This is a genomic window from Bacillus kexueae (assembly GCF_022809095.1).
Taxonomy (GTDB): Bacteria; Bacillota; Bacilli; order Bacillales; family Aeribacillaceae; genus Bacillus_BZ; species Bacillus_BZ kexueae.
The window spans coordinates 1-23,793 of record NZ_JALAZE010000012.1; the positions used below are offsets into that span (position 1 = coordinate 1).

The window sequence follows — 23,793 nt, forward strand, 5'->3', positions numbered from 1 at the left end:
TGTGAGAGTAGGACGCTGCCAGGCGATATTATTCCGCAGTAGCTCAGTGGTAGAGCATTCGGCTGTTAACCGAACGGTCGCAGGTTCGAATCCTGCCTGCGGAGCCATGCTTCCATAGCTCAGTAGGTAGAGCACTTCCATGGTAAGGAAGAGGTCACCGGTTCAAGCCCGGTTGGAAGCTTAGGACAAATGCTTTGGCCCGTTGGTCAAGTGGTTAAGACACCGCCCTTTCACGGCGGTAACACGGGTTCGAATCCCGTACGGGTCACCATATGGAGGATTAGCTCAGCTGGGAGAGCACTTGCCTTACAAGCAAGGGGTCGGCGGTTCGATCCCGTCATCCTCCACCATAATTATTTCATTTGCCGGTGTAGCTCAATTGGTAGAGCAACTGACTTGTAATCAGTAGGTTGGGGGTTCAAGTCCTCTCGCCGGCACTCGTATCGGAGGGGTAGCGAAGTGGCTAAACGCGGCGGACTGTAAATCCGCTCCCTCAGGGTTCGGCGGTTCGAATCCGTCCCCCTCCACCATTTAATAATTTTTAGGGAAAATCACATTAACACAACATTTGTTGTATAAAGTGATTTTTTTATTGGAAACATAACATTACATACATGAAATTTTTCGATGGGCTATAGCCAAGCGGTAAGGCAACGGACTTTGACTCCGTGATGCGCTGGTTCGAATCCAGCTAGCCCAGCCAAATTTCGAGCCATTAGCTCAGTTGGTAGAGCATCTGACTTTTAATCAGAGGGTCGGAGGTTCGAGTCCTCCATGGCTCACTTTTGCGGAAGTAGTTCAGTGGTAGAACACCACCTTGCCAAGGTGGGGGTCGCGGGTTCGAATCCCGTCTTCCGCTCCAGAATCCATTGTAGATGGATCTTTTTTTGTATTATGGGGCCTTAGCTCAGCTGGGAGAGCGCCTGCTTTGCACGCAGGAGGTCAGCGGTTCGATCCCGCTAGGCTCCATATAAGCAATCCTCTTACCAATGAAAAGGTAAGAGGATTTTTTTATTTATTGTTACAGACAGTCTAAGTTCAATAAAGTGTTAAAGTATTCTCTTTACAGTTTTTCTGGTGTCTAGCTCCAAGCGCCATCAGCTCGGGTCGCTTCGGCCCTGCTGTGGCGACGGAAGCCCCCTCGAAGGTCCTCCAGCACTCTTCGCCGATAAGCGGGCGCTTTCCGCTTTTTCTGTGAAAATAAAAATTACCTATGAGCTGAATGATCGATCATGATAAGTAGATGGTAGAAAGGAAACCCCGGGGAGAATAAATTTTCATGTCGGGGGTGTGAGTGTAAAATCATGAATGTTTCTTATTAACATTATCCCGAAAATGTATCATTAATCAGTTATAGAGCTTGATGTGCTTAAAAGATTTTCTTCAGCCTCTGTGTCATTGGGAAGGAGACTGTTCATTTAATATTAGAAGCAAATGTGAACCTCAACTGAGACTACACATTGTGTAAATCTACGGAAAGCGTCCGTTGGAATCAAAAGAGAAGAAGGAGATGGGCTAATCTCCGATATACTTCCTAACAATCGCTTTTGTCTTTTTTCCATTTTAAAAGTACTATTTTAGAACAATCTCATTAAACGAAATTTTCTGTATAATTATGCGTGATTTTGTCCAGTTGAGTCATCTTCTAGTTTCTCGGTAAAATAAAATTATGAGGATAAGGAGGATGAGAGATGAAAACAAACAAGATTTCAATTATTGGGGTACCAATGGATTTAGGTCAAATGCGACGAGGGGTAGATATGGGACCGAGTGCTATTCGGTATGCAGGAGTTATTGAACGCTTAGAACGTTTACGTTACATAATAGATGATTTAGGGGATATAGAAATAGGTCGAGCTGAGCGAAGTGACGTTAAAAATGTCGAAAATTTAAGAAATCTAAAAGCGGTTGCAGAAGCGAATGAGCAACTAGCTGTTAAAGTGGACGAAGCAGTCCAGTCGGAGTCATTTCCACTTGTATTAGGGGGAGACCACAGCATAGCAATCGGAACGCTAGCTGGTGTTGCGAAGCACTATGAAAATCTAGGAGTCATTTGGTATGATGCTCACGGTGATTTAAATACAGCTGAAACGTCCCCATCAGGGAATATTCATGGGATGCCACTTGCGGTAAGCTTAGGAATCGGTCATCCTAGTTTGACAAATATTATGGGATATACACCAAAAATCAAACCAGAAAACATTGTCATTATCGGTGCACGTGCGCTTGATGAAGGAGAACGTGAATTAATTAAAGAAAAAGGAATCAAAGTCTATACAATGCATGAGATCGACCGATTAGGAATGACACAAGTTATGGAAGAAGCGATTACGTATTTACGAAATCGTGGAACAGATGGAGTCCATTTATCTCTTGACCTAGATGGTCTTGACCCTCATGATGCCCCAGGGGTAGGTACTCCAGTGATTGGGGGAATTAGTTACAGAGAAAGTCATTTAGCAATGGAAATGCTAGCTGAATCCGGCATTATTACCTCTGCAGAATTTGTGGAAGTAAACCCAATTTTAGATGAGAGAAATAAAACTGCTACAGTAGCAGTAGCCTTAATGGGTTCTTTATTTGGAGAGAAACTTCTTTAATTAAGACTGTTTTCTATTCATTGTTGGTATTTAGCGAAAGGGAGCGCCTCCCTTGGGAACAGCTAGACAGGTCTTCCTTGAGGAAAGCATGCGCCTTTCAACCAAAATCATTAAACTTAAACACCCTAATAAAAACTATGTTAACAGTTCTAGCCTTCAAGAATGTTAAAAGAAAGCGTTCTTGAAGGCTTTTTTATATGGTGGATAGATTTATTAAGGTTAGGGAAAAATCACAGCAAAAAAAGCGCACAATTCCCTAATTTTTGCTAAAATAAATTTATGTGTCAAATGTGAAACCTTTTGATACGTAAATTCGTAGAATAGATACCCGCTACTGCGGAGGTAGAAAATATGGACATAATTGTTAAAAAGAGAATTAAACAAATTAAAAAAGGTGATCAAGAAGCATTTGCAGATATTGTAGATCTATATAAGGATAAGATCTATCAATTATGTTATCGCATGCTAGGTAATGCACATGAAGCGGAAGATATTGCGCAAGAGGCGTTTATTCGTGCATATGTAAATATTCATACCTTTGATGTGAAAAAAAAGTTTTCAACATGGCTTTATCGGATTGCGACGAACTTATGCATTGATCGGATTCGAAAGAAAAAACCTGATTATTATTTAGATGCGGAAGTTGCGGGGACGGAAGGACTGACAATGTACTCACAAGTTGCATCTGATGAATTAAAGCCCGATGAAGAAGTCGAGGCGATGGATTTACAAGATACGATCCAAAAAGAAATCCTAAAATTACCTGATAAATACCGATCGGTCATTGTGCTAAAATACATTGATGAGCTGTCATTACAAGAAATATCGGATATATTGGAAATTCCGATTGGAACGGTAAAAACTAGAATCCATCGCGGACGGGAAGCATTGCGAAAACAATTACGTCATTTATAAAAAGATTGGGGTGTACAATATGGGCTGTCCTTCAAATGTACATGATTTAATTCATCGTCATATGGATGGTGAATTAAACGCTGAAGAAGAAAAACGATTTAAAGAACATATGCAAAGCTGTGAAGAATGCATGAAACATTATCAAGAGCTTAATAAGGCTGTAGCTTTCGTGCAGAGCACGTCTCATGTACATGCTCCGGCAGACTTTACAGCTAATGTGATGAAAAAGCTACCAAAGGAAAAACGAACGGTGAGCATGAATCGCTGGTTTCGAAGTCATCCATTACTTGTGGCTGCCTCGCTATTCATTTTATTGATGACAGGAAGCCTCTTTACATCGTATCAAGAAGATAAATTTAGTGTAACAAAACATGATAATCTAGTGGTTGAAAATCATACAGTTATTGTTCCTGAAGGCGAAACCGTAAACGGAAATATCATTGTACGAAACGGCGACATTAAAATTGAAGGAAAGGTTAATGGAGATGTGACGGTCATCAATGGAGATGTCATTAATGGTGATCAATATTTAGCATCTGCAGGACAAGTAACCGGCCAAATTGAAGAAGTGGATCAGTTATTTGAATGGCTTTGGTTTGAGTTAAAGTCATTGGCGAAAGAGGTCGTGAATATATTTGAGAAGTAGGTCATCAACTAGGTGACCTACTTCTTATGTATACAGCTTGTTGATGGAAGTTGTGCTATAATATAGGTTATGGATTACATATTGGAGGAAATGGAAATGGCCTTAGGTGACTTTCCTGTATTACAATACCTTGGCGATATTATTGATATACTCCTCGTTTGGTACGTTATTTACAAACTGATTATGGTAATCAGGGGGACGAAGGCTGTACAACTTTTAAAAGGGATTACAGTCATCATTGTCGTGCGAATTTTAAGTCAGTATTTAGGACTGAATACGCTGCAATGGTTAATGGACCAAGCGTTAACATGGGGGTTCTTAGCGATTATAATCATCTTCCAGCCTGAGCTACGGCGCGCGCTCGAACAGTTAGGGCGGGGACGAATATTCTCGCGTGGAGTTGTGCAAGAAGATGAAGAACATTCAAAAATGGTTGAGGCGATTACAAAAGCAACCGAATACATGGCGAAGCGACGAATTGGTGCGCTTGTAACTATCGAACGTGAAACGGGTATGGGAGACTATATTGAAACGGGTATTCCGTTGAATGCCAACATCTCATCCGAGTTGTTAATTAATATTTTCATTCCAAATACCCCTTTACATGACGGGGCAGTCATTATTCAAAATGACCAAGTAGCAGCAGCAGCATGCTATCTACCTTTGTCAGAAAGTCCATTTATCTCTAAAGAGCTTGGTACGAGACACCGTGCTGCTGTAGGGATTAGTGAAGTAACCGATAGTCTTACATTAGTTGTGTCTGAAGAGACAGGAAGTATTTCCTTAACGAAAAATGGAGAGCTACATCGGAATTTAACAGTCGATCAATTGCGGGATATGTTAAATTCGGAATTCAATAGCTCAAAAGTTGCTTCTTCAAGCCTATGGCAATGGAGGGCGAAGAAAAATGGATAAATTCATGAATAATAATTGGTTCATGCGAATTGTAGCAATGATGCTCGCTGTTATGCTGTACGTTTCGGTTAATATTGAGTCGCCCGAGGAATCCAAGTCACAGACCACATCGTTTTTCTCAACTACAGCTTCAACGGAGTCTGTAACCTTAACAGATATTCCAGTAGCTGTGTACTATGATGAGCAGGAGTATGTGGTGACAGGAATTCCACAAACGGTAACCGTTTCATTAGAAGGCCCGACAAGCGCCTTAACTGCAGCCAAGCAAGTAAGAGACTTTGAAATATATGCTGATTTACGCGAATTGCCAGTAGGTACGCATCGCGTACAGTTACAATATAAAAATGTATCAGAAAAATTAGCGATCAATATCAATCCTTCGGTTATTACTGTCAATGTTCACGAGAAAGTAACAGAGAGCTTCTCTGTCGAAGTGGACTTCATTAATAAAGAGAAAATGAAAGAAGGATATACGCCGGAAGAAGCCATTGTGCAACCGAACACGGTTCAAATAACGGGAGCCAAAGAGGTCCTTGACCGAATCGCACTTGTAAAAGCAAGAGTGAATTTGGAAGGGGTCGATAAAACGTTAGAGATGGAGTCAATTGTAACGGTCTATGACCAAAACGGAACTGTACTTCCGGTTGAAGTGGACCCGTCTGTCGTCCTTGTGACGGTTCCGGTAAAAAGTCCAAGTAAGCTCGTACCCATCAATGTGAAACAAAAGGGGGAGCTTCCAGATGGACTCAGCATAAAACGGTTGACAGTTGAGCCGAAAGAAGCGACGATTTACGGGGAGCAAAGTGTCCTTGATAAGATCGAATTTATAGACGGGATTGAAATTGATTTATCCAAGATTAGTAAAGATACAACATTAGAGATAGAAATTCCAAAGCCAAATGGCGTTACGAAGATCATTCCTGAAAAAGCGGAAGTTACGATCGAACTTGATAAAGAACAGTCTATATCGTTTGAAGGAGTTCAAGTAAATCCTATCGGGTTGAATGACCGGGAGACGATTAATTTTCTGGACCCGGAGAATGCAAAAGTGGATATTCTTTTAAAGGGTTCAGGCGAAATCTTAAAAAACATTAATGAATCAGATATTAAATTGTATGTGAATGTGGCAGATGTAGGAGAAGGAGAACATCAACTGGATATCGAGGTAAACGGTCCACAAAACATATCCTGGTCACTATCTAAAAAAAAGATTAAGCTGAAAATATTGAATCGCGATGTAGCTGAAGATGAATCTGGAAATAGAACGAGTCAAACGACACAGTCTTGATCAAGATGATTTTGTAAAAGGAGCGATGAATCCATGGGAAAATATTTTGGAACTGATGGAGTAAGGGGAGTAGCTAATACGGAGTTGACTCCAGAGTTGGCATTTAAATTAGGTCGTTTCGGTGGATATGTTTTAACGAAGGATAAAGAACGACCAAAAATTTTAATCGGTCGAGATACACGTATTTCTGGGCATATGTTAGAAGGAGCACTTGTTGCTGGCTTGTTATCCATTGGAGCGGAGGTTATGCGTTTAGGTGTGATTTCAACACCTGGAGTGGCGTATTTAACACGTGCGCTAGGAGCGGAAGCAGGTGTTATGATTTCAGCTTCTCATAATCCGGTTCAAGATAATGGTATCAAGTTTTTCGGTCCAGATGGCTTTAAGTTGTCTGATGAGCAAGAAGCAGAAATTGAGGCGCTTCTAGACAAAGAGGAAGACACACTCCCACGCCCAGTTGGAGCTGAGTTAGGTCAAGTGAGCGACTATTTCGAAGGTGGTCAAAAATATCTTCAATTTTTAAAGCAAACGGTCGACGAAGATTTTACAGGTCTACACATTGCGCTTGACTGTGCCCACGGTGCAACATCTTCGCTTGCAACACACTTATTTGCGGATTTAGATGCGGATGTTACGACGATTGGAACATCGCCAAACGGATTAAATATCAATGAAGGCGTAGGTTCCACACATCCAGAAGTGTTAGCCGAAGTTGTAAAAGAAAAAGGGGCAGATGTCGGCTTAGCATTTGATGGGGATGGAGATCGCTTAATTGCTGTTGATGAAAATGGAGAAATTGTTGATGGCGACCAAATTATGTTCGTTTGTGCAAAATACTTGAAAGAACAAGGGATGTTAAAGCACGATACGGTTGTCTCGACTGTTATGAGTAACTTAGGGTTCTACAAAGGCTTAGAAGCACTTGGAATTAATAGTGTTCAAACGGCTGTAGGAGACCGTTATGTCGTTGAAGCGATGAAGAAGGATGACTATAAGTTAGGTGGAGAGCAATCAGGTCACATCATCTTCCTTGAGCACAATACAACGGGTGACGGTTTATTAACGGCCCTACAACTCGTGAATATCATGAAGCTGACAGGAAAGAAATTATCAGAGCTTGCAGGTGAAATGGATAAATTCCCGCAAATGCTTGTGAATGTAAAAGTTTCGGATAAACATGCAGTGATGGAGAATGAAAAGGTAAAAGCTACGATTGCAGCGGTTGAAGAAGAAATGGCTGGAAATGGTCGTATCCTTGTGCGTCCATCTGGAACAGAGCCATTAGTGCGTGTGATGGCAGAGGCGCCTACAGAAGAACTTTGCCGCCAATATGTCGAAAAAATTGCAAATGTAGTGCGGGAAGAAATGGGAATTGAATAACTAAACAAAAGATGCCTCGAGTAGTGAAAGATGAAAGAGGCATCTCTTTATCTCAAAATCTAGCTGGAGTCAATGTAAAATATATGTCATGAATTTGTTAAAGTTTGACGAAAAATGTCCTTAAAACCATAGAATATAAGGGATAACATTGAAACATTTTTGACATATACTAATCTTGCAATCAAGTTGTAAAGAAAAATGAATTGACGAAAGCTTTTTTTATAGTGTAAAATTTTCTTGTTTCGATGAGTCAATAAATGGAAAGGAGGATCGTTGGGATCCATTTCATATAAAGCGCCTGAACTAAGCAAGAGCGGAAGTGCTTAGTTGACGAGGAGGAGGTTTATCGATTGTTCGGCGGATGCCTCCCGGTTGTTACAAGTTACAGCCGTTAAGTCTTATTCTCAAAACGAAAAGGCAACTTTTCGCACAAAGGAGTAAGATGTAACTAATAAATAGAGAAAACATGAGTGAGGGGACGACAGAAAGGTTTTACTCCGTGGAACAAGTCCCCGATGAAGCTTCTTTCTACGTCCCTTTACTTGTTAATGGGAGGAAGAATAATCAAATGTGTGGAATCGTTGGATATATTGGACAACAGGATTGTAAAGAAGTTTTATTACGTGGTTTAGAAAAATTAGAATATCGTGGGTATGATTCAGCAGGTATTGCGGTTGTAAACGACAACGTACACGTATTTAAAGAAAAAGGACGTATTGCGGATTTACGTGCAATTGTCGACGAGAATGTATTAGCAACCGTTGGAATTGGTCATACACGTTGGGCAACACATGGTGTTCCTAGTAAATTAAACGCACATCCTCATCAAAGTGCATCTCGTCGTTTCACACTTGTTCATAACGGTGTTATTGAAAACTATTTACACTTAAAACGCGAGTTATTACAAGGTGTTGAGCTTGCAAGTGAAACGGATACGGAAATTATCGTTCAAGTAGTAGAGCATTTTGTAAACAAAGGCATGGAAGTTGAAGAGGCGTTCCGTCAAACGTTAACGCGCTTAAAAGGTTCTTATGCCATTGCCTTAATTGATGAGGAAACACCTGATGTAATTTACGTTGCGAAAAACAAAAGCCCGTTATTAGTAGGAATCGGTAAAGAGGGCTTTAACGTCGTTGCTTCTGATGCGATGGCAATGCTTCATGTGACGAACCAATTTGTTGAGCTAATGGATAAAGAAATGGTCATTGTCACAAGAGAACAAGTGACAATTAAAACATTAGAAGGCGAAACGGTGGAGCGTGCTCCTTATACTGCTGAATTAGACGCGAGCGATATTGAAAAAGGCACATATCCTCACTACATGTTAAAAGAAATTGACGAGCAACCACTTGTCATGCGTAAAATTATTCAAAAGTATCAAAATGATGCAGGTAACTTAAATGTTGACCCAGCGATTGTAGAAGCGGTAAATGAAGCAGATCGCATTTACATTGTCGCTTGTGGAACAAGTTATCATGCTGGCTTAGTTGGAAAGCAGCTTATTGAAAAATGGGCGAAGGTACCAACTGAGGTTCATGTAGCAAGTGAATTCTCTTACAATATGCCATTACTTTCTGAGAAACCATTGTTTATTTTCATTTCTCAGAGTGGTGAAACAGCTGACAGCCGTGCGGTTCTTGTTCAAGTAAAAGAATTAGGACACAAGGCGCTAACAATTACGAACGTACCGGGCTCTACGCTTTCTCGTGAGGCTGATTACACATTATTATTACATGCTGGTCCAGAAATTGCCGTTGCTTCAACAAAAGCTTACACAGCACAAATTGCTGTTTTAGCGATTTTAGCCGCTGTTGCTGCAGAGCAGAACGGAAATGAAATGCCGCTTGATTTATTGCAAGAGTTCGGCATCATTGCCAACGCGATGGAAACATTATGCGACCAAAAAGAAGAAATGGAAGCAATCGCGCGTGAATACTTATCTACGACACGTAACTGCTTCTTCATCGGACGTACAATGGATTACTACGTAGGCTTAGAAGGAGCATTAAAGCTAAAAGAGATATCATACATTCAAGCGGAAGGCTTTGCTGGCGGTGAATTAAAGCACGGAACAATTGCCCTAATTGAACACGGCACACCAGTCATTGCCCTTGCAACACAAGAGCATGTTAACTTAAGCATTCGCGGTAACGTAAAAGAAGTTGTAGCACGTGGTGCAAACCCATGCATCATCTCAATGAAAGGCTTAGAGGAAGAAGACGATCGCTTCGTCATTCCGAAGGTGCATGAAGATTTAACACCTTTAACATCTGTTATTCCGCTACAATTAATCTCTTACTATGCAGCTCTGCATCGTGGTTGTGACGTTGACAAACCTCGTAACCTTGCAAAATCAGTTACGGTCGAGTAAAAAATTATATGGTTACAAGCTTAAGAATATTTCACCCCTTTGGATATCCTTATCTAAAGGGGTGTTTTAATTTACCGGTCAATAATTGAACGTGAAAAAGTATAGCATTACCAATCTCGAAGTGGCTTTCGTGGATGAAAGGTTGTTTAAGATTATTAAATAAACTGATCGAAGTTGCTTTCAAATATTCCCCCTTTATTACTTTTTTAACAATATAGGATCGACAATGATAATGATGATGATCCAATTTAAAAAATGAAGAATAGATAAAAAGTTATGAATAGAAGATGATGAAGCTCCTTTTGATTAGTACGATATTGAGAGTTAAAATTTCCATTATCTATATGATTATTGTTCGAGCTATATTCTAGCTAACTCTGATTCTATTCCACATAAATACGATACATATGATTCTGAGTGGTTAGAGGTGATGATTATGCATTTAGCATTTTTTGTTTTTATTCACATACTAATTGGATTAGCACTGATTTACTATTATGGTAAATTGCCGAAGCCCCTAACAATATTTATGATTGTTTTCATTATCCTAAGTTTTCTTTATTGGGGATTCGTATTCATGACTTGAGTGAATAAGGATGCTTACTTTTAAAAATACAAGAATACTTTGTCATCAACGAATAAATTTTGGGCAGAAGAATAGATGAAACAGTAAAACTTAATAAAAGCATAAATTGGGGGAGAGAAACGAAAGTCCGTTCCGCCTAATAGAAGGTAAATCAGCTCCCCTCCAATGTTCTGGACGAATGACAGTACTTGCTCAAGACGTTTTCCTTCCCAAAATTATGTATCGTCATCCTCTCCAGCGTTTATGTCATATTCCAAATCGCTTGGTGGAGTGGGATGGTTCATCCTATGGTCATGCGGCTTTTTCACTAATCGTTCTCTATATGCTTTCCTGGCTGAGTGAACATCACGAACGGTTTGATATCCTTTGTTATGCCAGTATCGTAAAATCGATTCGATATAGGCCCAATTTTTTGCATCGTATTCAATTGCTAGCTTCATCGCTTCTATGACTAACTCATCCGATAAATCCTCACACCAGTATTTTATCTTTTCTGCGATGTAACTACCGATCGTTCCAAATCCATTTTGTTCAAAAAAGGAATATGGGCTGATGTTCTCTTTTTGATGCTCATTCTCACGCGCGTTATCTTCTTCTTCTTCTTTTTTCTCTGTAGTAGTCTCTGGTATTGGTGTGTTCACGTTGAACGAATCATGTGATCCCACATGGTGATTCATTTGTTCACATTGATCACTCGATTTGTCCTCATCTCCTAATAAGGATTCGAGTGCCTCATAATCAATCGTGTACCATTTTGTCCGATCGAGTTTCGATGAATTAAAGTTTCCAGTTAAGAGGATTTTTTCTTCTTCAAGCTTTTTGATCACTCGGCGAATTGTGCTGACAGATATAAACGGAAGCTGTTCATGCCAGCTTTCTATCGAGTTGTACACCCAGTGTCTACCATCATACAAATGATTGCTTTTTGTTAGCCAATAATGAAGCTGTTGAAGAAATATCGCCTCATACAACCCAATCTTTTGAGCCAGTGTCGGCAAAATAAAAATTGGATGCTCAGGAATCAATAATTTATTCACCACAAATCCCTTCCTTCCTAATCTTAAAAAAATTCCTTCACTTATCATATAGATTGTTTTAGGGCAAAAAGGATCATAGCTTTTAGAAAAATTTTCAAAGCGTTAGATTGGAAAAGAAGGTTTTGGCGTTTGGCAGTGTATGAAACGGAGCTTAAGGATGGAACGGGTGCACTATGAAAAGCTGAACAAATGCAAATGCATCCTCATCACAAACGATTGAGGATGCATTAGCTATCAACTTTATTGAATTTTATTAACCATTTTATAGACAGAAAAACAATAAGTAAAGAGGCCAAGAATACCCCCAAAAACCCAAAAGAATGATTCATCACTGTTAATCATGCCAATAGCAAAAAGGAAAAAACCAGCGATTCCAAGAATAATGTAAAAAAGAAAGTTTAACACTTTTGAGTTCTTCCTCCTTAATTTTAACTGATATGTGGGAGGTCCTATAAATACCTAATGTAATTCAATCTCTTCTTTCATACCATCGTATTCAATTACTACAGATACGACGTCATCCCAAAAGATATCGTTATTGTCGAAGTGTGATAATTCCTTTTCCAGTTTCCAAAGATTCTGACCATCTTTTTCGGCTTTGAATTTAGTTTGTTTGTCACCTTCTGTACGACTATCAAAGGATTCGAGAGGTTGGCCGTTTACGATGATCGTAAGGTAGACCTCGTCATTTTTAATATCAGTTTTCGGTTTAATTTCTAACGAGTGGACGGATTGATAGTTTTTCTACGTTGTAGTAGTCTCCTGAAATATGATTGACAATCTCCCATTGATCATTAGCACCTTTTTAAGTTAATGAAAATGTAATTGTTTTTTGGGCATTTAAACTTGTACCTTCACTCTGGCAGGCTGTTGTAAGTGCTAGTAAATAAATGATAGCAACACTTAGTATTGTTTTCTTCATGCTTATCCTCCATTTTACTTTAATCGGACATCTTTATTCCATACAAGTGAAGTTAGCCGTTAAGAGAAGGATATGCTCACCTTTTACTGTCTAATTCTACGTTTCCTATAAGGGGAGCATATCATTTTGATTTGACGTGTAAATTGCTAGAAATAGAATCTTTTTTTATTTCTTAATAACAAAGTCAAGCAAGTGATTGTATTCTACGGGAATTGTATGAATTAGTTCGAATGATTTGTTATCAATTGCAAGTAAATTACCAGATCCATCATAATCAGATTCAATTATATATATTTCTCCATTTGTTGTGTCCTGATAAAGGATTCGATATAGATGATCTTCTTTGATGTAAGTCTTATCGAGTACCGAAAATGTAGGTTCTTCTTTGAAGGATAGTATACCTAAGGTAGGTCCTGTGATTTCATTATAAACAAAGTGTAAAGCATCATGATCATTTAAGAGTAGGGTTCCTCCACCGTCAATGAAATAATAATAATCTTGAGGAGGTAAGTCTTTAAAAGGTTCATACGTTCTATATTGAAGGTCCTTTTTTAGAACATAGACTTTTCCATTATCCCCGATAATATAAGCTTGCCTATCAGTTGTGTATGCGGGGTAGAACTCATTTGATTGCTTATTAAAATTAATATATTCTACTGAATTAATATCAGTATCAATTATTCCTATGAAAGCATTTTCAGGTACTCCGTGATCATTCACTTGCCCATTTCCAGAATAAATAATTTTTTTGTCAAGCTTTAAAAGTGGTGTCCAATTTGGAGGGTATCCATATTCTGTTTCATAACTTATCTTAGTCGATTGGTTTGATATCGACATATTAAATTGACCTTTATCATTAATGTTTTGATCCCCAGTTTTATGAGAAACGATGGTTTGAAATAAGACATCTGTTCCAAAATGCCATATATGATCTACCCCCACATCATGACTGAAATAGGATAAATCAACCTTTTTAAAGCGATGTTTAATAATATCGTAGGTGTAATACCAATTATCAATTACTGCTTCTCCAAAAAAGGAGATGTAAAGTTTGTTAATTTCATTGGGTTTTTGAAAAACATTCATTCTCCTAAACGTAGCGTCTCTAATTTCATATTCTTTCAGAACTTTCCCCTCGGTAGATACTTCTTTTACGAGGGTGTATTCTTGAGATGTTCTGATATCAGCAGGGTAGAATAATAGATAACGATCCTCTGAACTACTGTTTGTAAGATTGAAATTTTCAATTCCATTCACAACAATTCGATCTTTGTTATTCGTACTATTACTTACATTGTGAATCATATTTATTGCTACAATAAGTGTTCCTAAGGTTATGGAGAAGAGTAAAATCCAACTACGTTTCATAATTCCTCCAGGTTTATGCATTTTTAAATTTTACTAGGGAGAGTACTACCCCAATCTTTTACCAAACGTGTATTTGCATCTATTCTAATATCAAGAGGAATCACAAGTACATAACCCGAAAGGTGCATCCCTCTTGCTCCTCTTAGATCATACCCTGCACTATACCATTGTCGCATAGTCAGTTTAGAACAATACCAATAGTCGTTTGTCCAAAGGGCTGTCTTTAATTTATAAGGATCACCTTTTTGTTTTAATCCAAAGTTTACTGCTTCTTTTCTTTGAGTCGCTGAAGCATCTTTTCCAAATAAATTAGTAACTTTATATTGTTTAATTCCTGAGGCGCCTTTCCAAAGATTACTTCTATTCCAATGATGCACTTTATTTCCGGAATTAGATGTCTTGGAGGCTTCAATTACATAATAATCTGTTGTAGATAGAACAGCTGTATGGCCTGTAAAAGAGGGTTCACCAGCAGCATTATCGCTACCGACACCATAATATAAAATATCTCCATAACGCCAATTCTTAGAAGAAGAAGTACTAGCTAGTCCCTGTACGTCTACCGAAGTTTTTATATCATATTTTTTACTCTTTAGTGAATTGGCTTTTAAGTCTAATTTATCTAACTTTTCTACCAACTCTTCAAGTGAAGGTGAATTATATATGTCGTTATTTTGAAAAGAATTTAAATAATCTTCAACTTTAATGTGTAAGTTGTTTATTTCTGTCAATAAGTCATCAACATGAACTTGCTGTTTTTGGATACAAATATCATAACATTGCATGTTCTGTGGGGAACTATTCATGAGAATATTATCTGCTTCATTAATAAATGATTCTATCTGTTTATTAGAATGCAGTACATTATTGTTCTCTGCATGGACTGATGACCACATATTAAGAAAAAAAATGATACATAATGTTGCTGATAATAGAGATTTCATCTTCATATGCTATTTCCTCCTTGAATATACCAAGAAATATAATTAAGAGTTTATAAATTTCTGAATCAGTCTCTCTCTTATTCACTCAAAGTAATGTTTTTGTGATTTGATAACAGTTTTACATAATTTTTTATCTCCATAAATAAACCTCCTTCAAAAAATTACATATATTACCTTAGTGTGTTTTGTAAATAAAAACAATAAAAAAACAAAAAATAGTATAAAATAACCAATTTTATAATTTTAAATTGGGTTTCTTTAATTCAAAAACCGCATTAGTCGCACTTGCAGGGTTAAATGCATCGTTGTTATTCGAAAGAGATGTTTTTCCCGATTTCTTCATCATTAAACTCCCGATAATCGGGCTTGTCATTGGTTTTATTGGATTATGGACAAAGAGGCGTTCCAAGATGTATGCCTATTGGGGAATTAGCTTGAATGTGTTTATTCTTATTTTTACGTTCCTTATGATCGGAATTTCATGGACTTTGATTAATCCGAAACCTTAACTTTTTATCTTTTGAATAGACGAGGAAGCAACTTTTCTTAACGGGAGTATCGTTGCTTCCTCTTTATATTTGAAGTTGATTTGAGGCTGAAACTATATCCATAGTAGTTAAAATTAATTAGATGAATATCGAATTAGTTGTCTAAAAATTTTTGTATACCTATGCCCAAAACTCAGGTGGATTTAATTCATACTGATTTTTGTCTCTAAACATAAAGTGATTCATGACTAGTTCTCTTCTTAAGGTTGCATAATCTTCGTGGAACTGTTTGAGATAGTCGTTTATTTCTTTCTCATCATAAACAACCCCAACCTTTAAACCTTTCACTATATGCTCTAGTACGATTAGTCGCTTTTTCCGTTGGGCAGGTATAGATATTAATGCTCCCGTTGGTGTAAAGAAGTTAGACAGAACTTTATGGCGCTCCTCTTCATTTGCCTTGATTTCTTCGTTTCGGGTAGGATTCGTTACTAGTTTTATAATGGCTGAGGCACTGTATTCAAGCTTCTTCGTATTCAGCGAAAAGTAGATGGTGTTTTTTTCACGTCTTTCTGTAATGACGCCAATTTCACGAAGTTTTGTCATATGGTGTGTGATTGTTGGTGGCTTTAACCCCAGCTTTCCAGCAATGGCTTGACCGTGTAAGGGACCTTCTCGTAGTAACGCGAGGATGCGAATTCTAGTTGGATCGCCTAACGTCTTATGAAAATGTACAAGTCGACTTAATTGCATATGAAAAGCCTCCCGTAATTTAATTAGTATCTAATTAGATGATAATCTAATTTACATGTAAATACAATAAAAAAAGAAAGGGAGTGCAGGTCCCTTTCTCATTATTCTTATGAGGCGAAGTACGTATGAAAACCGTTTTTATGCTTCCGTTTTACAGTGTACATTGATTCATCGGCAAATTTAATTAACGTTTTTAAGTCGGTACTATGTTCTGGGTAGAAGCTAATCCCAATACTTGCAGATAGCTCGATTGGGAAGTTTTGAATGCTTTTACAATCTTTCAATTGTTGAATCAGGATTTCAGCGAATTTTTCGGCTTCTTGTTTCGTATCGATATTTGGTAAGAACAGCAAGAACTCATCTCCCCCTATGCGTGAGACGATTACATCTTCTCGATTGATTGTTGAAAACTTTTGACTAATGATCTTAAGTAACTCATCACCGATGTGGTGACCGTACGTATCATTTACTGCTTTAAAGCCATCTAGGTCAATGTAAAAAACAGCAGACAAGCGATAGCCGTATTTCGTTTGAATTAATGATTCAACTTGTTCATAAAAGTGTTCGCGATTAGGAAGTCCTGTTAATGGATCGTGATGAGCTTTATGTTTGAGTGCATGATAACTTTTGTTTACCGATGCAATAAGCTTGTTAAATTCATTTTCTAGAAACGTAATTTCGTCCCTTTGTTCTGATAGAGGGAGGACTTTTGAAAAGTCCTTTAGTTTCTCCATCTCTTCAATTTGTTCTTTAATGGAATTTAACCGTCGCAAAATATGTTTATTTAAAAAAATCCAGCTATATAAGAAGGTTACACCGAAAATAAAGCCAAGGATGAGCAGGAAATAGAGCGAGCTATCTTTGCCCTTTTGATAGAAATCCATATTTTTATGAAATTTTAGTACGAATGCGTCATGGCCTTCCATGCTTTTAAAGAAAATGTAACCTGTTGATAATTCTTGTTCGAATGAATTCTGTTGTGTGAAATAAGTCGTTCCTAAATAGCGTGATTCATGAGATTGAAGTGGAACATCACCGAATAGAATTTCCTCAATGTACGGGTCTTGTATGTCTATTAACTCGACTTGCATTTGAATGTCACCAATGAATCGGTTTAACCACGCTTCATCGATTAAACGTCCAACCAATAAGGCGCCTTTCGGTTCTCCTTCAAGTGTGGATGTTAAAACGGGATAGGAGGAAACTAAAAAATAATGACCATCAGCTGGAAGAATACCGGCCATGCCTTGTTGGGTCAGCTGGGTAATTTGATCTTGTCTTTTTAAGAAATGATGAAGCCCTTCTGGAAGCTCTGTATCTTTAATGCCTTCGATTTGGTAACTTTTTTGATAAGCAATTTCGCCGTCAGAACGAATAAGTGCGAAGAAGTTCCAGTGATTGTCGTGAAAGGTTCGGTCGACTAAGTTTTCTTGAATATATGTATCATTTAAGTCGTCGATGAATTGGTACGTTGCATCCCATGCCCCCCAATCAATGCTTAAGCTTACTAGTTCATCCAGATCTTTCGATAAGTAATTGATAATAATTTTAATGCGATCAGCTGTATCTTTTTCTTCGATTTTCGAATATTGATTGAATATATATGTATTGGTAATTAAGAGTTGGATAATCACGACTACAGCAACAATCAAAATATAAAAGACTGTCATGCGGACTTTTAAGCGTATTCCCATTTTTACCACCTTCAGACTATTCGCTAAGTAGATCTATACACCTATATGTAGAACAACTATTATTTTAAAGATTCCGAACATATTTGACTATAAAAAATTCTATCTTAAAACTATTTGACAGTTTCATAAGTTGTGTTATGATAAATGGCAGAAAATAAATTGAATATTCAATGCTTATCCACTAGGGGTGCCCTATCAAGGGCTGAGATCAAAGTGTTTCTTTGAGACCCTTAGAACCTGATCTAGATCATACTAGCGTAGGGAAGTGGAAGTGGCGGAACACATATACTTTATGATTTCTAATGAATTTCCAAACCACTTTCCTTACGCAAAAGGAAAGTGGTTTTTTTCATGGCCATAAACACAGAATAGGCGCCATCTGTGCACTACATTTTATTGGAGGGATTCCGATGTCATTTTCAAAGAGACTAAGAGAAAAAGTAAATCCAATTTGGGAAGCGAGTTTTGACCATCCCTTTGTCACGAAGTTAGCTGATGGAAGCCTTGATTTGCGTTGTTTTCGTTATTATGTTTTGCAAGATTCTTATTATTTAAGTCATTTCGCGCGCGTTCAAGCGCTCGGGGCAGCGAAGGCAACAGATCTTAGCATGACAGCAAGTTTTGCCAATCATGCGCAAAATACGTATGAAGCCGAGCTTTCGTTACACGAAAATTTCTCTAAAAAGCTAGGAATCTCACAAGAGGAAAAGGAAACTTTTCAGCCAGCTCCAACGGCATATGCGTATACATCTCATATGTACCGAGCTGCCTATGAGGGGCATGTCGGGGATATTTTAGCAGCAATCTTACCGTGTTACTGGTTGTATTACGAGATTGGGGAACGCTTGAAAGGTTCAAAGCCAGGTGAGGAGATTTATCAAGAATGGATTGATGCCTATGGCTCCGAGTGGTTTAGAACGTTAGTAGAAGAACAAATTGCACGCCTCGATCGTATCGCTGAACAAGTTACAGAAGCCGATCGAAAACGTATGGAGCAGCATTTTATCATTAGTAGTCAATACGAATATTCGTTTTGGGAAATGGCGTATACGCTAGAACAATGGCCAGTTGAAGAAAAGGAGAAAGTGAAAGATGCAAACTAAAGGATTAAAGTTAGTTGATATTTTAACAACCGTTGTCATTGCAATAGTATTCGGGATTGTGTATAAGCTTTGGGGGCCTTTTTATTACTTTGTCAAACCGTTTGGTCTTCATATTGATCAACTGATTTACGGCATGTGGTTTATCGCGGCAACGGTCGCCTTTTTAATTATTCGAAAGCCGGGGATTGCGCTTTTAGCCGAAGTAGCTGCAGCATCAGGTGAGTTTATTACAGGATCTGAATGGGGTCTTGAAGTTTTAATTTATGGATTTATCCAAGGTTTGTTAGCTGAAGCGGTTTTTGCAGCCTTTCGCTATAAGCGTTTTGATTTAGTAGTCGTATCATTGGCCGCAATAGGGTCAACAGTTGGTTCGCTTATTATGGACTTTTATAAAGGGTACATCGATGAACTGGCTGTGTGGAATTTAACGCTGTTTATCGGAGCGCGATTCATCGGGGCGATTATCATTTCAGGATTCTTTGCTTATTACCTTGTTAAAGCGCTTGAATCCACAGGGGTCACACAACTTGTTCGTCCAGCTTCTCAAGAAGATTATGATGCGCTCAATCAATAGTAGGTGATGAGGATGGAACAAGCAGCATATGTGAATAAATTGCGACTAAAGTTCCCTGGGCAAGATACGCTCTTGTTTAAGGACCTCACCCTTTCATTCAAAAAAGGAGAAAAAGTGTTATTCCTAGGTCCTTCTGGGTGCGGGAAGTCAACCTTGCTACAAGTGTTAGCAGGGTTGATTCCAAAAGCAATCGATTTGCCGATGAAGGTGGAGGAACAAAAGGTTCCGGGTCGATGGGGATATGTTTTTCAAGATCCAGACGCTCAGTTTTGCATGCCGTATGTCGATGAAGAGCTGGCATTCGTACTGGAAAATCTTCAGATTCCTCGGGAAGAAATGGACCTACAAATATCTGAAATACTTTCCAAAGTAGGCCTTCATTTGAAAGACCCGCATGTTGAAATTAACACTCTTTCGGGAGGAATGAAGCAACGGTTAGCGATTGCAGCTGCTTTGTTGTTGCAACCTGAGGTTTTATTTTTAGATGAACCAACGGCGCTAATTGATCCGAAGGGAACAGAAGAAATTTGGGAAACCATTAAGCAAGTTTCAATAGGTAAAACCGTTTTAATCGTTGAGCATAAAATCGATCATGTGCTGGATTTCGTTGATCGCATCATTCTGTTTGGAGAAAATGGTGAAATTTTGGCGGATGGACCGAAAAACATGATTTTTCATCAGTATAAAGCTGTCATACAAAATCACGGAATCTGGTACCCGACGGTTTGGGAGGACTACAAAAAAAAGAAACGAATAGATGCCGTCACTCATCCAAAGGAGGAAGTCGTTCGTTTTCGCAACTTTTTTGGCATCCGAAAAAAAGAAGTGAAGGTTTCAGTTGAAGAAGAAGCAATCTGTCGGGGAGATTGGCTTGTGATTACAGGAGAAAATGGAGCGGGAAAGAGCACCCTTTTACAAGCGATGACGAAATTAATTCCATCAAAAGGTTTGTGCGAAATTGAAGGAGTATCGATTGAGAAGATTAAGAATCTCTTTCAAGAAATAGCGTTTGTCTTTCAAAATCCTGAATTTCAATTTGTCAGCGATTCTGTTTATGAAGAGCTTGCTTTTGGCTTGCGATTGAACAAGGAGGACGAACAGACAATTGAGCAAAAGGTTGAAGAATTCCTTCGCTTATTCCATCTAAAGGGATTGGAGCATTTACATCCTTATCAATTATCCATGGGGCAAAAGCGAAGGTTAAGTGTTGCTGCTTCAATTATGAACCAACAAAAACTACTTTTATTAGATGAACCGACGTTTGGGCAAGATGCGAGAAATACTTTCGCATTATTAGAGCTATTAGAACAATTGCGTCAAAAAGGGACGACGATTGTAATGGTGACACATGATGAGGAGATTGTCGAACATTTTGCGACTAAAAGGTGGGTCATCGAGAACGGTCAATTAGTACAAGTTGAAGCTTTAACTCGTCCGCAATCTTTACACGTGCAGGAGGGGTGGGCATGAGATTGAATATTTCCTATCGACAAACATGGCTGCATCGATTAAATCCAAGCTTAAAGCTATTCGTCATGCTAGGGTTATTTTTAGTTGTTTTGCTCATTCATAATCCGAACTGGTTACTGAATTTAACGATTGCCTTTCTTTTATTGTTTATCGGTTTTACAGGTTATCCGTTCAAATGGCTTCTCCTTCTCTTATTGCCGTTTATTTTTATTTTTCTTTCAACAGCGTCGTCGATGATTTTTTTCGGGAATGGGGAGACGACATGGTTTAAATGGGGGCTTATTCATATTACGGAGGAAAGTTTTTATCGTGGAATCCACTTAGGTTTCCGAGCGTTAACGTTCGCTTTGCTAGGGCTTTTATTTTCATTAACGACAAGACCTGTTTATTTGTTTTATTCCTTGATGCAGCAGTTGAAGCTGAAACCGAAGTATGCATATAGCTTTTTAGCGGCAATCCGTCTTATTCCGATAATGATGGAAGAATTTCAGACCATTCATCAGGCGCAAAAAGTACGGGGAGCTACCTATAAGAAAGGGATAAAAGGCGTATGGGAAAAAATGAAACGGTACGCTGTTCCTTTATTATCCCAAAGCATTAGACGTGCTCAGCGCATAGCAGTGGCAATGGAAGCAAAGCAGTTTTCAAATGAACGGGAGCGAACGTATTACTATTCCGTCCCAGTTCGGTTACAGGACCTTTCGTTTGTAGTAGTTGTTCTATTCTTTCTCGTACTTTCCTATTATCTAGCTCAAGTGTCTCCTTATTTTCCTGTTACAGATGTTCGATAAGAAAGAAGGATTTTGATGAAAAGAGAGCTACACGTTATTACGACAGGAACCCATTCGCTTCATGATCTAAAAGAGCGGTTAGTGCAAATTCACCCGTACGTTGATTTCATTCATATTCGCGAAAAGGAAAGGTCAGCGAAAGAAGTAGCAGAGTTAATCTTACAGCTTGTCCAAAGTGGGGTTCCAAAGAAAAAGATTGTGGTCAATGATCGAGTCGATGTCGCTTTTGCGTTAGAAGTAGCGGGTGTTCAACTTGCCTATCATAGCTTAAATCCAGCGATTGTAAGGAGGAGTTTTCCTTCCCTACGAATTGGCCGGTCAGTCCATTCACTCGATGAAGCAATTCAGGCTGAAAAGGAAGGGGCGGACTATTGTATATATGGTCATATTTTCGAAACGAGTAGTAAGGAAGGTCGAACACCTAAAGGAGTGGAAGAGTTAAAGCTTCTATCCAGTCGCCTTACCATTCCTGTTATTGCAATTGGAGGGATTAAGCCACAGCACATTCCTTTATTAAAGGGTGCAGGTGTAGGAGGTGTGGCGGTATTGTCTGGGATTTTAAAAGCAGATAATCCCCTTCAAGCAGTAAAAGCATACCGAGAGCAATTAAATGGGAGGAGGGAAGAGTATGAGCAAGAATACGTTTGATGTCATTTTAGTTGGCGGGGGCATTATTTCGAGCTCCATTGCGTATCAACTGGCTAAGCGTCAAGCAAGGGTATTAATTGTAGAGAAAAATGAAATGGGTTGTGAGGCGTCAAGTGCAGCTGCTGGAATGCTCGGTGCACAATCTGAATTCTCCTCAGAACATCCCTTAATCCCGTTAGCTCTTGATAGTCGAAAACTGTTTCCTACATTGGTCGAAGAATTAGAAGAAGTCACGAAGATAGACATTGGAATTGTCCAAAAAGGGTTGATCAAAATGGCCACAAACGATGCACATTTTCAAGAATTAATTAGTCATTTCACATTTTGGAAGGAACAAGGTGAAAAGGTTGAATGGCTCCATGAGAAGGAGCTGCAAAAGCTGGAGTCAAACATTAACCATTCCAAAGGAGCTATGTACATCCCAAATGATGGGCAAGTACGTGCCGCTGACATGACAAGAGCCTTTTGTAAAGCTGCTTGTCAACTTGGTGCCGTCGTTAAGGAAAACACCGAAGTTCTCGATTTCTTAACAGAACATGATTCCATTAGGGGAATAAAAACAACAAAGGGTGAATTTCACGCCAAGTACGTTGTCGTTGCTGGTGGTGCCTGGACGAATCAATTGCTCAAAACGGATTGGGTCTTTCCGGTTAAAGGTGAATGCGTCTCTATCGTAACAAAGGAACCATTAGTAGAAGCGACCGTTTTTTCAAAGGATGGTTGCTATATTGTCCCTAAAAAAGGCAATCGTCTTTTTATCGGTGCGACGTCAGTTCCCCATTCGTACGATAAATCGGTTTCGGTTCAAGGGTTGACCTCCTTATTGGACCGAGCGCAATCTCTCTTACCGAAGTTGCGTGAGGGGGTTATCGAAAGAATGTGGAGCGGCATTCGCCCTCAAACGAAAGATGGGTTGCCAATCTTAGGAGAACATCCATCCATAAAAGGTGTTTGGATTGCGAGTGGTCATTATCGAAATGGAATTTTATTAAGTCCAATAACAGGTGTTGTAATGGCGGATTTAATAGAAGGGAAAGAGTGCAAATATGATCTTACCCCTTTTCAACTGGAGCGGATTTATGAGGAGGAAACAATATGGAACTAACCATTAACGGGGAGGTTATTAAGCTACCGACTAACGTATTAACGGTAGCGGATTTACTCACACATTTTCAACTGAATGAAAAGATTGCTATGGTCGAAGTGAATTTATCTATTATTGAGCGAAGTCACTTTGCCGAAACAAAGCTTTCAAATGGTGACAAAGTCGAAATCGTACATTTTGTAGGAGGCGGATGAA

The 23,793-nt window shown here is 38.8% G+C and carries 19 protein-coding genes, 10 tRNA genes and 1 riboswitch; of the genes, 24 read left to right on the forward strand and 5 right to left on the reverse strand.

Annotated elements, in window-relative coordinates:
• Positions 1-32 precede the first annotated feature (32 nt).
• From ML543_RS15240 to glmS, 17 genes are all read left to right on the forward strand, one after another.
• Positions 33-107: transfer RNA gene (locus ML543_RS15240), tRNA-Asn, on the forward strand.
• 1 nt (position 108) lies between these two features.
• Positions 109-181, forward strand: a tRNA-Thr gene (locus tag ML543_RS15245).
• A gap of 15 nt (positions 182-196) precedes the next feature.
• A tRNA-Glu gene (locus ML543_RS15250) sits at positions 197-271 on the forward strand.
• Between the two features lie 3 nt (positions 272-274).
• A tRNA-Val gene (locus ML543_RS15255) sits at positions 275-350 on the forward strand.
• A gap of 14 nt (positions 351-364) precedes the next feature.
• Positions 365-437: transfer RNA gene (locus ML543_RS15260), tRNA-Thr, on the forward strand.
• An 8-nt stretch (positions 438-445) separates the two neighbouring features.
• Positions 446-530 (forward strand) — tRNA-Tyr (locus ML543_RS15265).
• Between the two features lie 98 nt (positions 531-628).
• A tRNA-Gln gene (locus tag ML543_RS15270) sits at positions 629-703 on the forward strand.
• Between the two features lie 6 nt (positions 704-709).
• Positions 710-782 (forward strand) — tRNA-Lys (locus ML543_RS15275).
• A 5-nt stretch (positions 783-787) separates the two neighbouring features.
• Positions 788-862 (forward strand) — tRNA-Gly (locus ML543_RS15280).
• 34 nt (positions 863-896) lie between these two features.
• A tRNA-Ala gene (locus ML543_RS15285) sits at positions 897-969 on the forward strand.
• Between the two features lie 722 nt (positions 970-1,691).
• Positions 1,692-2,600, forward strand: coding sequence for an arginase (rocF, locus tag ML543_RS15290; protein ID WP_243388296.1), 909 nt, complete (start codon positions 1,692-1,694; stop codon positions 2,598-2,600).
• A 351-nt stretch (positions 2,601-2,951) separates the two neighbouring features.
• Positions 2,952-3,515 carry an RNA polymerase sigma factor SigW gene (gene sigW / locus ML543_RS15295; protein WP_243388298.1) on the forward strand — a complete coding sequence of 188 codons (564 nt, stop codon included), beginning with the start codon at positions 2,952-2,954 and terminating at the stop codon, positions 3,513-3,515.
• A 19-nt stretch (positions 3,516-3,534) separates the two neighbouring features.
• Positions 3,535-4,161, forward strand: a complete 627-nt coding sequence (locus ML543_RS15300) for an anti-sigma factor family protein (RefSeq protein ID WP_243388299.1) — start codon at positions 3,535-3,537, stop codon at positions 4,159-4,161.
• Between the two features lie 96 nt (positions 4,162-4,257).
• On the forward strand, positions 4,258-5,076 hold the full coding sequence (cdaA, locus tag ML543_RS15305; protein WP_243388300.1) for a diadenylate cyclase CdaA: 819 nt from the start codon (positions 4,258-4,260) through the stop codon (positions 5,074-5,076).
• Positions 5,069-6,364, forward strand: coding sequence for a CdaR family protein (locus tag ML543_RS15310; RefSeq protein WP_243388301.1), 1,296 nt, complete (start codon positions 5,069-5,071; stop codon positions 6,362-6,364). The genes cdaA and ML543_RS15310 overlap by 8 nt, the downstream gene beginning before the upstream one ends.
• Before the next feature lie 33 nt (positions 6,365-6,397).
• Positions 6,398-7,744, forward strand: coding sequence for a phosphoglucosamine mutase (gene glmM, locus ML543_RS15315; RefSeq protein ID WP_243388303.1), 1,347 nt, complete (start codon positions 6,398-6,400; stop codon positions 7,742-7,744).
• Between the two features lie 568 nt (positions 7,745-8,312).
• A complete protein-coding gene (gene glmS, locus ML543_RS15320; RefSeq protein ID WP_243388304.1) occupies positions 8,313-10,115 on the forward strand; it encodes a glutamine--fructose-6-phosphate transaminase (isomerizing) in 1,803 nt (600 codons plus the stop codon).
• Positions 10,116-10,916: 801 nt separating this feature from the next.
• Here glmS and ML543_RS17045 read toward each other — a convergent pair.
• The 5 genes from ML543_RS17045 to ML543_RS15345 form a co-directional block, all read right to left on the reverse strand.
• The gene (locus tag ML543_RS17045) at positions 10,917-11,738 is read right to left on the reverse strand and encodes a DnaD domain-containing protein (RefSeq protein ID WP_243388305.1); all 822 of its coding nucleotides are present in this window, start codon (positions 11,736-11,738) and stop codon (positions 10,917-10,919) included.
• Positions 11,739-12,825: 1,087 nt separating this feature from the next.
• On the reverse strand, positions 12,826-14,028 hold the full coding sequence (locus ML543_RS15330; protein ID WP_243388306.1) for a hypothetical protein: 1,203 nt from the start codon (positions 14,026-14,028) through the stop codon (positions 12,826-12,828).
• Between the two features lie 23 nt (positions 14,029-14,051).
• On the reverse strand, positions 14,052-14,978 hold the full coding sequence (locus ML543_RS15335) for a C40 family peptidase (RefSeq protein WP_243388307.1): 927 nt from the start codon (positions 14,976-14,978) through the stop codon (positions 14,052-14,054).
• A 662-nt stretch (positions 14,979-15,640) separates the two neighbouring features.
• Positions 15,641-16,213 carry a DUF2087 domain-containing protein gene (locus tag ML543_RS15340; RefSeq protein WP_243388308.1) on the reverse strand — a complete coding sequence of 191 codons (573 nt, stop codon included), beginning with the start codon at positions 16,211-16,213 and terminating at the stop codon, positions 15,641-15,643.
• Between the two features lie 107 nt (positions 16,214-16,320).
• Positions 16,321-17,907, reverse strand: coding sequence for a sensor domain-containing diguanylate cyclase (locus tag ML543_RS15345; protein WP_243388309.1), 1,587 nt, complete (start codon positions 17,905-17,907; stop codon positions 16,321-16,323).
• Between the two features lie 173 nt (positions 17,908-18,080).
• Positions 18,081-18,188, forward strand: a riboswitch (TPP riboswitch).
• 129 nt (positions 18,189-18,317) lie between these two features.
• Between ML543_RS15345 and tenA the strand changes: the two genes are divergently transcribed.
• Genes tenA through thiS form a run of 7 tightly spaced genes read left to right on the forward strand, consistent with a single transcriptional unit; the run spans position 18,318 to position 23,792 of the window.
• Complete coding sequence (gene tenA, locus ML543_RS15350) at positions 18,318-19,010, forward strand: thiaminase II (RefSeq protein ID WP_243388310.1); 693 nt, start codon at positions 18,318-18,320, stop codon at positions 19,008-19,010.
• Positions 19,000-19,584: an ECF transporter S component gene (locus ML543_RS15355; protein ID WP_243388311.1), complete on the forward strand. Its 585-nt coding sequence runs from the start codon at positions 19,000-19,002 to the stop codon at positions 19,582-19,584. Before tenA ends, ML543_RS15355 begins: the two co-directional genes overlap by 11 nt.
• A 12-nt stretch (positions 19,585-19,596) precedes the next feature.
• Complete coding sequence (locus tag ML543_RS15360; protein WP_243388312.1) at positions 19,597-21,054, forward strand: ABC transporter ATP-binding protein; 1,458 nt, start codon at positions 19,597-19,599, stop codon at positions 21,052-21,054.
• Entirely contained in the window at positions 21,051-21,845 is a 795-nt protein-coding gene (locus ML543_RS15365) for an energy-coupling factor transporter transmembrane component T family protein (RefSeq protein WP_243388313.1), read from the forward strand. The genes ML543_RS15360 and ML543_RS15365 overlap by 4 nt, the downstream gene beginning before the upstream one ends.
• A 15-nt stretch (positions 21,846-21,860) precedes the next feature.
• A complete protein-coding gene (tenI, locus tag ML543_RS15370) occupies positions 21,861-22,493 on the forward strand; it encodes a thiazole tautomerase TenI (protein ID WP_243388314.1) in 633 nt (210 codons plus the stop codon).
• On the forward strand, positions 22,474-23,598 hold the full coding sequence (gene thiO, locus ML543_RS15375) for a glycine oxidase ThiO (protein WP_243388315.1): 1,125 nt from the start codon (positions 22,474-22,476) through the stop codon (positions 23,596-23,598). Before tenI ends, thiO begins: the two co-directional genes overlap by 20 nt.
• On the forward strand, positions 23,589-23,792 hold the full coding sequence (gene thiS / locus ML543_RS15380; protein WP_243388316.1) for a sulfur carrier protein ThiS: 204 nt from the start codon (positions 23,589-23,591) through the stop codon (positions 23,790-23,792). Before thiO ends, thiS begins: the two co-directional genes overlap by 10 nt.
• The last annotated feature ends 1 nt before the right edge of the window (position 23,793 follow it).

Excerpts from the sequence above, each read along its gene's own strand:
- glmS (WP_243388304.1), top strand. The coding sequence starts at position 8,313 with ATGTGTGGAATCGTTGGATATATTGGACAACAGGATTGTAAAGAAGTT.
- ML543_RS15335 (WP_243388307.1), bottom strand. The coding sequence starts at position 14,978 with ATGAAGATGAAATCTCTATTATCAGCAACATTATGTATCATTTTTTTT.
- ML543_RS15355 (WP_243388311.1), top strand. The coding sequence starts at position 19,000 with ATGCAAACTAAAGGATTAAAGTTAGTTGATATTTTAACAACCGTTGTC.
- tenI (WP_243388314.1), top strand. The coding sequence starts at position 21,861 with ATGAAAAGAGAGCTACACGTTATTACGACAGGAACCCATTCGCTTCAT.
- ML543_RS15365 (WP_243388313.1), top strand. The coding sequence starts at position 21,051 with ATGAGATTGAATATTTCCTATCGACAAACATGGCTGCATCGATTAAAT.
- cdaA (WP_243388300.1), top strand. The coding sequence starts at position 4,258 with ATGGCCTTAGGTGACTTTCCTGTATTACAATACCTTGGCGATATTATT.
- ML543_RS15340 (WP_243388308.1), bottom strand. The coding sequence starts at position 16,213 with ATGCAATTAAGTCGACTTGTACATTTTCATAAGACGTTAGGCGATCCA.
- glmM (WP_243388303.1), top strand. The coding sequence starts at position 6,398 with ATGGGAAAATATTTTGGAACTGATGGAGTAAGGGGAGTAGCTAATACG.
- rocF (WP_243388296.1), top strand. The coding sequence starts at position 1,692 with ATGAAAACAAACAAGATTTCAATTATTGGGGTACCAATGGATTTAGGT.
- ML543_RS15300 (WP_243388299.1), top strand. The coding sequence starts at position 3,535 with ATGGGCTGTCCTTCAAATGTACATGATTTAATTCATCGTCATATGGAT.
- ML543_RS15310 (WP_243388301.1), top strand. The coding sequence starts at position 5,069 with ATGGATAAATTCATGAATAATAATTGGTTCATGCGAATTGTAGCAATG.
- ML543_RS15360 (WP_243388312.1), top strand. The coding sequence starts at position 19,597 with ATGGAACAAGCAGCATATGTGAATAAATTGCGACTAAAGTTCCCTGGG.
- tenA (WP_243388310.1), top strand. The coding sequence starts at position 18,318 with ATGTCATTTTCAAAGAGACTAAGAGAAAAAGTAAATCCAATTTGGGAA.
- ML543_RS15330 (WP_243388306.1), bottom strand. The coding sequence starts at position 14,028 with ATGAAACGTAGTTGGATTTTACTCTTCTCCATAACCTTAGGAACACTT.
- thiO (WP_243388315.1), top strand. The coding sequence starts at position 22,474 with ATGAGCAAGAATACGTTTGATGTCATTTTAGTTGGCGGGGGCATTATT.
- thiS (WP_243388316.1), top strand. The coding sequence starts at position 23,589 with ATGGAACTAACCATTAACGGGGAGGTTATTAAGCTACCGACTAACGTA.
- sigW (WP_243388298.1), top strand. The coding sequence starts at position 2,952 with ATGGACATAATTGTTAAAAAGAGAATTAAACAAATTAAAAAAGGTGAT.
- ML543_RS15345 (WP_243388309.1), bottom strand. The coding sequence starts at position 17,907 with ATGGGAATACGCTTAAAAGTCCGCATGACAGTCTTTTATATTTTGATT.